Origin of the sequence: Flavicella sediminum, from assembly GCF_006381105.1 — a bacterium.
Classification (GTDB): Bacteria; Bacteroidota; Bacteroidia; order Flavobacteriales; family Flavobacteriaceae; genus Flavicella; species Flavicella sediminum.
Map to the genome: position 1 here is coordinate 1 of NZ_VDET01000001.1, position 11,143 is coordinate 11,143.

General features: G+C 34.1%; 9 protein-coding genes and 1 tRNA gene. 6 read left to right on the plus strand and 4 right to left on the minus strand.

The genetic code is table 11. The features are described 5' to 3' along the window. Nucleotides 1-456 precede the first annotated feature (456 nt). Entirely contained in the window at nucleotides 457-3,897 is a 3,441-nt protein-coding gene (locus FGM02_RS00005; protein WP_139955689.1) for an OmpA family protein, read from the plus strand. Nucleotides 3,898-4,142: 245 nt separating this feature from the next. Here the strand turns inward: FGM02_RS00005 and FGM02_RS00010 are convergent. The 3 genes from FGM02_RS00010 to FGM02_RS00020 all read right to left on the minus strand — a co-directional run bounded on the left by FGM02_RS00010 (nucleotide 4,143) and on the right by FGM02_RS00020 (nucleotide 4,680). Beyond that, nucleotides 4,143-4,216: transfer RNA gene (locus FGM02_RS00010), tRNA-Arg, on the minus strand. A gap of 64 nt (nucleotides 4,217-4,280) precedes the next feature. Further along, on the minus strand, nucleotides 4,281-4,514 hold the full coding sequence (locus FGM02_RS00015) for a putative signal transducing protein (RefSeq protein WP_166461099.1): 234 nt from the start codon (nucleotides 4,512-4,514) through the stop codon (nucleotides 4,281-4,283). A gap of 10 nt (nucleotides 4,515-4,524) precedes the next feature. Beyond that, nucleotides 4,525-4,680, minus strand: coding sequence for an SsrA-binding protein (locus tag FGM02_RS00020; protein ID WP_139955693.1), 156 nt, complete (start codon nucleotides 4,678-4,680; stop codon nucleotides 4,525-4,527). A gap of 122 nt (nucleotides 4,681-4,802) precedes the next feature. On the opposite strand from FGM02_RS00020, the gene FGM02_RS00025 reads away from it, so the two are divergent. The 4 genes from FGM02_RS00025 (at nucleotide 4,803) to FGM02_RS00040 (ending at nucleotide 8,490) form a co-directional block, all read left to right on the plus strand. Continuing rightward, nucleotides 4,803-5,738 (plus strand): calcium/sodium antiporter, encoded by a 936-nt coding sequence (locus tag FGM02_RS00025; RefSeq protein ID WP_139955695.1) that lies wholly within the window; start codon nucleotides 4,803-4,805, stop codon nucleotides 5,736-5,738. Between the two features lie 51 nt (nucleotides 5,739-5,789). After that, the gene (locus tag FGM02_RS00030; RefSeq protein WP_139955697.1) at nucleotides 5,790-7,463 is read left to right on the plus strand and encodes a sensor histidine kinase; all 1,674 of its coding nucleotides are present in this window, start codon (nucleotides 5,790-5,792) and stop codon (nucleotides 7,461-7,463) included. Then, the gene (locus tag FGM02_RS00035; RefSeq protein ID WP_139955699.1) at nucleotides 7,450-8,079 is read left to right on the plus strand and encodes a response regulator; all 630 of its coding nucleotides are present in this window, start codon (nucleotides 7,450-7,452) and stop codon (nucleotides 8,077-8,079) included. The genes FGM02_RS00030 and FGM02_RS00035 overlap by 14 nt, the downstream gene beginning before the upstream one ends. 105 nt (nucleotides 8,080-8,184) lie before the next feature. Next, entirely contained in the window at nucleotides 8,185-8,490 is a 306-nt protein-coding gene (locus tag FGM02_RS00040) for a hypothetical protein (RefSeq protein ID WP_139955701.1), read from the plus strand. Between the two features lie 92 nt (nucleotides 8,491-8,582). Here FGM02_RS00040 and FGM02_RS00045 read toward each other — a convergent pair whose 3' ends face one another. Then, entirely contained in the window at nucleotides 8,583-9,599 is a 1,017-nt protein-coding gene (locus FGM02_RS00045; RefSeq protein ID WP_139955703.1) for a glutamine synthetase beta-grasp domain-containing protein, read from the minus strand. A 278-nt stretch (nucleotides 9,600-9,877) separates the two neighbouring features. On the opposite strand from FGM02_RS00045, the gene FGM02_RS00050 reads away from it, so the two are divergent. Beyond that, the gene (locus FGM02_RS00050; protein WP_139955705.1) at nucleotides 9,878-11,056 is read left to right on the plus strand and encodes an AIR synthase related protein; all 1,179 of its coding nucleotides are present in this window, start codon (nucleotides 9,878-9,880) and stop codon (nucleotides 11,054-11,056) included. The last annotated feature ends 87 nt before the right edge of the window (nucleotides 11,057-11,143 follow it).

An 11,143-nucleotide genomic window follows, 5' to 3' on the forward strand; every position in this document is an offset into this window, starting at 1 on the left:
CCAACTTTTGCACCTGATCCCAGGTAGAAGGTAGCAAGTAAACTTTTTTTAATTTATAAGACTCAAGACTCAAGACTCAAGACTCAAGACGCGTTAGGGATTGCAGTGGCATCCTTTTTATAGCTTCACTAGATTATGTTACAAGCTTCCACACCCGTCGAGGAGCTGAGGGGACGAAATCGGTGTATAATAAGCTATAAAAAGATACAACGGAAAGCCCGACCTGAAAGGGAACGCCAAAAAAATCAAGTGAATTGTATATTGTTTTATTGATAGGATATACGCAAGTACTACAGCACCTATTGATACATAGGTTAATAATTTGATGGAAAGCTGTTTTTATTCGATTTTTATAGTGATTTATTCTATATTTTAGTTTTATTTTTGTGTAAGCTGCTAGAATAATTTTACTTTTACATAGTTCATAAAAGCTGTTAATGATTTATAAAATATCTAATGTTATATATTAATCGGTATTTAGTTGCCTTAGTCTTCACTTTTCTTTTTTCTATTGTTTCTTTTGGTCAACTTGTTGAAAAAGACACCCTTGTTTCTAAGAGTGTTTTTAAGGAGCAACCATTTAATACTTGGTCGGTAGGAGCAGGTTTTAGTAATTTAATTATGCATGGTGATTTGCGATCCTTTGGAGCTGCTGATGGTCGGGCCTATTATAATTTTGGGCTTTATGCATATGTAGATAAAATGTTTAATCCCATTTTTGGATTGGAATTTAAGATGCATTATTCAAGTTTAGGAGGTGGAAAACAATCTTTTTCTAATCCTGAAGGAGATTACTATGATATACTCTACACAATTGATTTTCCGGATGAGAATTTTTATATGGATGGAATTACGTTTGGAGGGGAGTTGAACGCGATAATTAGTGTTGATAATTTATGGAAGCACAATAGTGAAAAATGGAATTTTAATGTTTATGCCGGTGTTGGATATCAAAAATACAATTCTAGATTATTGATTCGTAATTATGATCCACTAAGATATTTGGATGATGTTTCACCAGAGGGTGTTGTAATTGAGGCGGATTATGGATACAATCCATATAGAAAAAATAGTACAAATTTTGCGAAATCGGTTTATTTAAATACCGGATTAGGAGTAAAGTACCGATTGAATAAAAAGATAGATTTAGAAGTTAGATCTTCTATTTATGTAAATCATGAAGATCATTTTGATGCTGCAATTAGTAATCAACAGAATTACGAGAATTATTTTGTTACGAATATTGGAGTAGTTTATAAATTTGGTAAAAAAGAGAGAAGTGCTATTTGGTATCATGAGCCAGAGGAAGAAGATCCTTTTGAATTGCCTGATACAGATGGCGATGGTGTTGCTGATTTGTTTGATATGGAAGAGGACACACCAAAAGAGGCTAAAGTACATGGAAATGGTGTGGCGATAGACACCGATATGGATGGCTTGCAAGATTATAAAGACAATTGTCCTTTTGTACCAGGACCTATAGAAAATATTGGATGTCCTTATCCTGTTGAAGAAGTTGTTGCTGAAGTTATTCCTGAAGTTATTCCTGAACCAGTTCCGGTGATTGCACCTATAGAAGAGGATCAAAAACAACGGATTAGAGAACAAATTGCTTTGTTATCTAAAAGTATTTATTTCAAAACTTCAAGTGCCGAACTAAAGACTGAATCCTATAAACCCTTGAATGAAATTGCTGGTATTATGATTGAATACCCACAGTCGATGTTTAAGATAGAAGGACATACAGACAGTAGGGGAAAGGCTGAATACAATTTAAGTCTTTCAGAAAGACGAGCTAAGTCAGTAAAAGATTATTTGGTGGTTGAAAATTCTATTGGGTTAGAAAGATTGTCTTCAAAAGGGTATGGAGAAGTGAGACCTATAAAAACAAACGATACAGAGGAAGGTAGACAGTTTAACCGACGAGTTGAAATAAATTTTATAGATCCTGATACGCCTGAAGGTAGAGCTGTATATGGAACTGATGTTACTTTTCATAGAGAAACTTCACGAGAAGTAAATGTGTCAGTGGGTACTCCGGGAGTTACAGGAGCAGTTCTAGGAGTAGGAACAGGAAAAACTACTGTGGCCTTAGTTGATACTGATGGTGATGGTGTTACAGATGCTTATGATAAAGAACCAAATACGCCTGCTGATGTAAGAGTTTACGGAAATGGTGTGTCTGTAGATTCAGATAATGATGGAATACCAGATTATAAAGATGATTGTCCGTTTGAAAAAGGAGGGATTGGATTGAATGGTTGTTCAGACGATATTGCGAAGGAGGATATTAAATTAAATTATTCTGTAGACAATGTGGATACAGATGGAGATGGTGTTGCTGATGTTTACGATAAAGAGCCTAATACTCCGGAAGGTGTTAAGGTTTATGGAAATGGAGTTTCTGTGGATTCTGACAATGATGGAATAGCTGATTATAAAGATGATTGTCCGTTTGAAAAAGGAAGTATTGCTAAGAATGGATGTTCAGATGAGTTAGAAAAAGAGGATATTAAATTAAATTATTCAATAGACAATGTGGATACTGACGGAGATGGTGTTGCTGATGTTTACGATAAAGAGCCTAATACTCCGGAAGGTGTTAAGGTTTATGGAAATGGAGTGTCTGTTGATTCAGATAATGATGGAATACCAGATTATAAAGATGACTGTCCGTTTGAAAAGGGAGCTATTGGGTCAAATGGTTGTTCAGAGAGAGAAGTAGTAAAATCAAGTGTTTCAGCTGAAGATGTTGAAGCAGTTGTTTCAGTGAAGTTTGTAGATACTGATAAAGATGGTGTTGCAGATATTTACGATCAAGAACCAAATACACCTGCAGGGGCCAAGGTTTATGGGAATGGCGTTTCTGTAGATTCTGACGATGATGGAATTGCCGATTATCAAGATAATTGTCCGTTTGAAAAAGGAAACAGTACAAATAAAGGATGTCCTGAGACTTCACAAGTCGCAGCAAGTAAAGTAACAACGCAAGATGTGGAAGCTGTAGTTTCTGGTAAGTTTGTGGATACGGATGGAGATGGTGTAATTGATTTGTATGATAAAGAACCAAATACGCCAAAAGAATCTAGAGTTTACGGAGATGGAGTTTCTATTGACTCTGATTTGGATGGAATTCCGGATTACAAAGATGCTTGTCCATTTGAAAAAGGACTTGCTTCAAAATTAGGTTGTCCGTTAGTTAGTCAGTCTGTTGCAGCAACGGTGCCAGTGAGAACAAATATTGCTGTACCAAAGAAGAGCGATCAAGATGGAGACGGTGTAGCTGATGCCTTTGATAAGGAGCCAAATACTCCAGCAAACGTTAGAGTATCTTCTAATGGAGTAGCAATTGACAGTGATAATGATGGTGTTCCTGATTATAAAGACAGGTGTCCAAGTGTAAGAGGAGTTGCCTCTAAAGATGGATGTCCGGAAAAAGTGGATTCAGATGGAGATGGGATTGAAGATCAATTTGATTTATGTCCGAATGTAAAAGGGAATGTTGCAAACAATGGATGTCCGAATGCGGATAGTATTTCTGATGTTGGAGATCAGCTAAATGCCTTGGCGAGTAGGATTCGTTTTTCAAGATCTGAAGGACATATTTTGAAAAGTAACAATTTGGCCATTCTGTCTCAAATTGCAGATAAGTTGAATAATTATAGAGCTACACGTTTTAAAATAGAAGTACATACAGCAGCAAGGCCAAATTTAAAATACAATTTGGAGCTTTCTAAGAGAAGAGCTTATGCTATTAATAAGTACTTAACAAAAACAAAAGGTATTGCTCAAAATAGAATTGAGGTTGTTGGATTAGGAGGAACAAATTTAAAATACCCTTCTGAGGACGACCCTAAATACAAAGAAAATGACCGAGTGGAAATGTATATCAAATAAAACTACGGTTTTACTAAAATAGAATGCTAAAAAAGCTTGAGTACATAACTCAAGCTTTTTTTTTGATCTCATTTAATTAGGAACCTTATAAATTCTATATTTTAATTCGGCTTACCCGTTTTAAAATCTGACCAAGATTTGGTCTTTATGTAGGTTACATGAAGCATTCAAAAGTTTAGTGCAAAAAAAATCCCTAAAAACGTTAGTTATTAGGGATTTTGAATCTAAACTTGAATTAGATTTTGTGACCTCGACTGGATTCAAACCAGTAACCTCTTGAGCCGTAATCAAGTGCGCTATTCAGTTGCGCCACGAGGCCGTTAAGCGGTTGCAAATATAGAGATATATTGTTAATATGAAAACAAAAAAACGAAAAAAATTAATTATTTTTTTTCATCATTTAAATCCTTCAATATTTTAGAAGCTTTTTCCAAATCATCTTCAAAGATAAATAGCTCAACGTTATCACTTAAGGCTCCAAAACCTGCAAGTATTGCTGAATCGTTATTATTTTTCACAATAAAAGGAATTTCAGCATCATTTAGGTCTAGTTGCAATCTTTGTACGGCAATAAACGAACCTGTAAATAATTTAATGTGTGTTGCATGATCAGTCATAGTTTGTAATTTAAGGGTTAATCGCATTTTTTGTGATATAAGCTCTCCAGCCAATGATGATCATTTGCCATTTTTTAGCTTTACTCATGTCTAATTGTTTTTTTCCAAAGGAAGGAAAAAGCAATTTGTTGAATTTCGCAATTGCCTTAAACAATTGTCTTTTCATAGTTTCAGTATTTAATGCTATGAAATATACAAAATTAGAATTCAATAAAGAAAAACAATTTGAACAGAGTATCAATTTTATTATTCAATATATTTGTCTCTTTAAAATTCGAAAATTTCAAAATGGATTTATTGTACATACTTGTAGGTTTGCTTATCTTAATTTTAGGTGGTAATTGGTTGCTAAAAGCGGCGGTGGGTTTTTCACTTCGTTTAAAGATTCCTAAAATTGTGATTGGTATGACGGTGGTATCTTTTGCGACTTCTGCACCAGAACTTATTGTGAGTTTAAAATCTGCGTTGCAAGGGCATGCCGATTTGGCTTTGGGGAATGTGATTGGTTCTAATGTGGCAAATTTAGGATTGGTATTGGGAGTAACCGTTTTGCTGTCGACAATTCATGTTGAAAAAAGTTTTTACAAAACAGATTGGCCTATTATGATGCTTTCTTCTGTTTTGCTCTATGTATTCTTAATTTTTGATGGAGTGTTAGAAACGTATGAAGGAGTGATTTTGTTTTCATTATTGATTTTCTTTTTAATTTACCTTTTAAAATATCAAAAAACTGCGGTTGTTGATGAATTGCCCGAAGATGATGAGGAGCTTCCTTTGTATAAGGATGTCATTTATTTAAGTTTGGGTGGACTTGCCCTTTGGGGAGGTTCTGAATTGTTGATAAATGGCGCTGTAGGTTTGGCGCATTATTACGAGGTAAGTGAAAGAATTATTGGAGTAACTATCGTTTCTATAGGAACAAGTATTCCTGAGCTTTCTGCATCGGTTATAGCCGTTTTAAAGAAAGAAAAAGCGATTTCTTTAGGAAATCTTATTGGATCTAATATGTTCAATATTTTGGCGGTTTTAGGACTGACAGCTATTATTACACCCGTTCATGTTACCGATATGGGATTAATAGAAAATGATATTTATTGGATGCTAGGGATCGCCTTTGGAATTTTGCCATTGACATTGTTTTTATCTAAAATGAAACTAGGCAAATTGGAAGGATTACTACTGTTAGGGTTTTATCTTTTCTTTGTATTTCAAATGGTTTTGTGAGTCTAAAATATTTGGTATTTTTATAGGACTTATTTTCAATGCTAACGAGTTATGACGATCCAAAAATGGTTAATTCTTGCGATTAATACTTTGCTAACCATAGTAGTTATAACACTGTCAGTTGCTTTTTATTTTCAATTTAAAAAAGCTTTGGATGAACGCGTTTTATTACAATTAACATCTATAAAACGACTTAAAAAAAATCAGATAGAAGCATATTTAAAGCGTGAATGGTTTCAGTTTGAGTCTGTAGCGGAATACGAGATTACAGAGATTTCTGATTCCATAAAAAATAAGGTAATTAATAATAGGAATTACCAAGCTACAGGCGCTTATGATGTTACTCATCTGAATACAACTGGCAAGCTTTTAATAGCCTTTGTATTTTATAGGGATACGATTCAAAAAATAAAACTTTTGAACGGAGATCGAATACAAGATATTTTGTTGGAACGAACTGGTTTGGGAGATAGTGGGGAAAGTTATTTGGTTGGAAACGATTATCGTTTGCGGTCACAATCTAGATTTTATACAGCTAAATTGCCTTTTGATATACTTGCCAAGACAAAAGGAGTTTTGAGGGTTTTTTCAGGGAAATCTGGAAATAGTATTTTTGAAGATTACAGAGATGTCGAAGTCTATAGTGCTTATGGTAGTATTGATTTTTTAAATTTAAAATTCGCTATTTTATCTGAAATAGATACAGAAGAAGTCATGGCACCATTGTTTCATATGCAAAAGCGACTTGTTTTTATTGCTTTATTGATCGTGCTAGTTGGTGTGGGAATTTCACTATATTTATCTAAAATTATAGCCAAACCGGTTGTTGAAATGCAAAATAAATTGCAATCTATGGCTAGTGGGAATTATGAAATTCCAGCGGGTAATAGAAGTAAGCTTCGAGAAATTCAAAGTATGTTTATGGCACTTTCTGAGCTTCAGAATTCATTAAAGGGTGCCGTCAATTTTTCATCTAAAATTGGTGAGATGGATTTGAAACATAGCTATGAGCCAATTAGTTCAAAAGATTTATTGGGATACAGTTTGCTAAAAATGCGCGATAATTTGATTGCCTTTAATGAGCGGGAAGCGAGTTATAACACCTTGATGAAGAAATCTCTTATTGAAAGAGAAGAGCTAGAGCGAAAGCGTATTTCAATGGAACTACATGATGGTATAGGTCCGCTTTTAACAACGCTAAAAATGTATATGCAAAATACGATAGAAGATTCTGTTGTAAAAGAAGAAGTAAAAGGTTTGTTGGACAATACGATTACTGAGATAAGACATATTACCTATGCCTTATTGCCTCCAACTTTAATAGATTTTGGATTGGGGTATACCTTAAAAAGCTTCGTTAAAAATTTAAAAAACAACAATAAGGCAAATATTCAATTTGAAGACGATACCCGAAATGACACAACTAGAATGTCATTTGATTTGCAGATTAATTTATTTAGAATTAGTCAAGAATTACTAAACAATGCCATTAAACACGCCAATGCAGCGCGTATTAATTTAACAATTTCTGAATTTGAAGAGTATGTGTCTTTATTTTATTTTGACGATGGAGTGGGCTACAATACAGACCAAGTAAATATTGGTTCGGGTTTGCTAAATATACGAGAACGCGTAGAGATATTTAATGGAGAGCTATTGGTGCATTCAGAAAAAAACAAAACAACTGTAGAAATAGAAATACCAATTCAAAATGAAACAAATTAAAGTAGTAATTGTAGACGATCATGATTTATTTAGAAGTGGTTTAGCAGCATTGTTACAGAATCATGCTCATATAAATGTACTTGCAGGTTTGTCTAATGGAGAAGAGTTGTTTTCATTTTTAGACAGGGAAATAGTAGATGTGGTGTTGTTGGATTTGGTAATGCCTAATATGGATGGTTTTCAAGTCTTAGATCTTTTGTCGAAAGAAAAGTCAGCGCCTAAAGTAATTGTCATTTCTATGCATGATGATGGAAACTATATGGTAAAATGTGCAAAGTTTGGGGCTTATGGTTATTTATTGAAAAATGCTGATGAAGAAGAATTGGTAGCTGCTATTGATTCGGTTTATAAAGGTAAGAAGTATTACAATTTAGAGGTTACTGAAAAAATGGTCAGTAATATGTCTAAAGAAAAAGGAACACCCAAAAGATTGACCCAGAAAGAGACGGAAATTTTAGGTCTTTTGTCTAAAGGTTTTACTACAAAAGAGATTGCTAGTGATTTGTTTGTTAGCGTAAGAACAGTGGAAACACATAGAGCAAATATGCTCAAAAAGTTAGAGGTGAAAAATTCTGCAGAACTTATAAATAAGGCAATTACATTAAAAATACTTTAGCGTCTAGGTGTAAATACGGATACAAAATTTACGTGATTTCTCATATTGTAAAAATTATAGATAGACAATACATTTATGTATGTCTAATTTTAAAATTTTAATAATATGAAAGGTCTTGTATCAATACTATGTATTGCGTTTTTTTCAATAACCTGCGTTTCTGCTCAAAGTAAAAACGGCTTAAAAGGGCCAGCCGCTAAAAACTACAAACCTTGGAAGGATAAAAATAAATCAAGTTTGGTTTTGGTGACTCAAAACACAAAACAGTTAAAAGGGCCTGAGGCTAAAAACTATAAACCATGGAAAGACAATTCCGCTAAAGAATCGGAAGCGTATGTGGTGGCATTGGATACTAAGAAAAGAAACTTAAGAAGTCCGGAAGCCAAAAATTACAAGCCGTGGAAAAAGTAAATGTATTAGTTGGTTGTGGTATCGTATAGTAGATACATAAAAAAAGCGTTCAAGGAAACTTGAACGCTTTTTACTTTTATACTTGTGAAAAATTATTTAACTGGTTTCACAGTTTTTATAATTCTTGCAGCAATTTTGTATGGGTCTCCGTTTGAAGATGGACGACGGTCTTCTAACCATCCTTTGTATCCTTTTTCTACAGCGATAATTGGAATACGGATTGAAGCACCTCTATCTGAAACTCCCCAAGAGAAATCACTAATATGAGCAGTTTCATGCTTACCAGTTAAACGTTGTTCGTTGTGTTCACCATAAACATCCATATGTTCTTTTACTACTGGACGGAAAGCTTCACAAATTTCAGCATATTTCTCAGCAGAACCACAAGTTCTTAAAATTGAGTTAGAGAAGTTTGCATGCATTCCTGATCCATTCCAATCAGTATCTCCTAATGGTTTAGGGTGGTACTCAATGTACATACCTCTGCCTTCAGTTAAACGATCTAATAAATATCTAGCAATCCAGATTTCATCTCCTGCTTTTTTAGCTCCTTTTGCAAACAATTGGAATTCCCATTGTCCAGAGGCAACCTCTTGGTTGATTCCTTCAAAGTTCAATCCAGCGTCAATACATAAGTCAGCATGCTCTTCAACGATATCACGACCATGAGTATATCTTCCTCCAACAGAACAGTAGTACATTCCTTGTGGAGCTGGGTAACCACCTCTAGGGAATCCTAATGGTAAATCAGTGTCAGAATCCATGATGAAGTATTCTTGCTCAAATCCAAACCAGAAATCATTGTCATCATCTTCAATTGTAGCACGTCCGTTAGATTCATGTGCAGTTCCATCAGCGTTCAATACTTCAGTCATTACTAAATAACCATTGATACGAGCTGGATCTGGATAAATTGCAACTGGTTTTAAAATACAGTCAGATGCTCCTCCAGAAGCTTGTTGCGTAGATGAACCATCAAAAGACCAGTTGTCTAATTCTTCAATTGTTCCTTGAAAGTTTTCGTGCTCTTCTACTTTAGTTTTACTTCTAAGGTTTTGAGTTGGAAAGTAACCATCCAACCAAATGTACTCTAATTTAATTTTAGCCATAATTCTCTAATAATGTTATTAAATATGTTTTCTCGATTTCTGAAGCAAATATAGGGTTAATTTTTAGATGACAATAGTAATTTTACGTAAATATACGTAGAAATACATTTTTTCCTAACTATTCAATAATTTCAGTAAAAAATTTAAGATATCATATTTATCCTTTCAAATATTTACGTTTTTTAAAATGAAATTTACAAATCAAAAGTTTGTTTTTTTTGTAATAAAACCGTTTCAATTTAATTAACTTTGCATTTTTCAAAAGTAAACGTATCCATATGAGTTCAGAAGTAAGTAAAAGATACAGTCAACGTGGAGTTTCAGCTTCCAAGGAAGATGTACACAACGCAATTAAAAATGTAGACAAGGGATTGTTCCCGCAAGCATTTTGTAAAATAGTACCAGACTACCTAACAGGAGATGAGGATTATTGTTTGATAATGCATGCTGATGGAGCAGGTACAAAATCTTCTTTGGCTTATATGTACTGGAAAGAAACAGGAGATATTTCTGTTTGGAAAGGTATTGCTCAAGATGCTTTGATCATGAATATTGACGATCTTTTATGTGTTGGAGCTACAGATAATATCATGCTGTCTTCTACCATAGGAAGAAATAAAAATTTAATTCCAGGAGAAGTTCTTTCGGCGATTATTAATGGTACTGAAGAATTGTTACAAGACTTAAAAGGTTTTGGTGTTGAGATTCATTCAACGGGTGGTGAAACTGCTGATGTTGGTGATTTGGTTCGAACAATTATTGTAGATTCTACCGTAACGGCAAGAATGAAAAGATCCGATGTTGTTAATAATGCTAATATAAAAGCAGGAGATGTAATTGTTGGATTGGAATCTTTTGGTCAGGCAACTTATGAAACTTCTTATAATGGAGGAATGGGGTCAAATGGATTGACTTCTGCGCGTCATGATGTTTTTGATAAATATTTAGCAACTAAATATCCAGAAAGTTTTGATGCAGCTGTTCCAGAAGACTTAGTGTATTCGGGAAAAGTGAAATTAACGGATGCCGTTGAAAATTCTCCTATTGACGCGGGGCAGTTGGTTTTATCGCCAACAAGAACATATGCTCCTATTATAAAGGAAATCCTAAATAAGTTTTCAGCGCAAGAGATCCATGGAATGGTGCACTGTAGTGGTGGGGCACAAACCAAAATTTTACATTTTGTAAAAGATTTACATATTATTAAGGACAATATGTTTGAGGTACCGCCATTATTTAAATTGATTCAAGAACAGTCTGGAACAGATTGGAAAGAAATGTATCAGGTGTTTAATATGGGCCATAGAATGGAAATTTATGTACCTGCAGAAATAGCTGAAGCTATTATTTCAATTTCTAAATCGTACAATGTAAACGCACAAATTGTGGGTAGAGTAGAGGATGCCCCAGCAAATAAATTGACAATTAATAGTGAGTTCGGAGAATTTATTTACTAGAAATCACGTTATTATAATAGAACTAGAAGCACCCAATTGGGTGCTTTTTTTTGTCTCTATTTTAAGAAATATGGATTTTATAGACGG

Excerpts from the sequence above, each read along its gene's own strand:
- FGM02_RS00020 (WP_139955693.1), bottom strand. The coding sequence starts at position 4,680 with ATGAAAAGACAATTGTTTAAGGCAATTGCGAAATTCAACAAATTGCTT.
- FGM02_RS00025 (WP_139955695.1), top strand. The coding sequence starts at position 4,803 with ATGGATTTATTGTACATACTTGTAGGTTTGCTTATCTTAATTTTAGGT.
- FGM02_RS00035 (WP_139955699.1), top strand. The coding sequence starts at position 7,450 with ATGAAACAAATTAAAGTAGTAATTGTAGACGATCATGATTTATTTAGA.
- FGM02_RS00005 (WP_139955689.1), top strand. The coding sequence starts at position 457 with ATGTTATATATTAATCGGTATTTAGTTGCCTTAGTCTTCACTTTTCTT.
- FGM02_RS00045 (WP_139955703.1), bottom strand. The coding sequence starts at position 9,599 with ATGGCTAAAATTAAATTAGAGTACATTTGGTTGGATGGTTACTTTCCA.
- FGM02_RS00050 (WP_139955705.1), top strand. The coding sequence starts at position 9,878 with ATGAGTTCAGAAGTAAGTAAAAGATACAGTCAACGTGGAGTTTCAGCT.
- FGM02_RS00040 (WP_139955701.1), top strand. The coding sequence starts at position 8,185 with ATGAAAGGTCTTGTATCAATACTATGTATTGCGTTTTTTTCAATAACC.
- FGM02_RS00015 (WP_166461099.1), bottom strand. The coding sequence starts at position 4,514 with ATGACTGATCATGCAACACACATTAAATTATTTACAGGTTCGTTTATT.
- FGM02_RS00030 (WP_139955697.1), top strand. The coding sequence starts at position 5,790 with ATGACGATCCAAAAATGGTTAATTCTTGCGATTAATACTTTGCTAACC.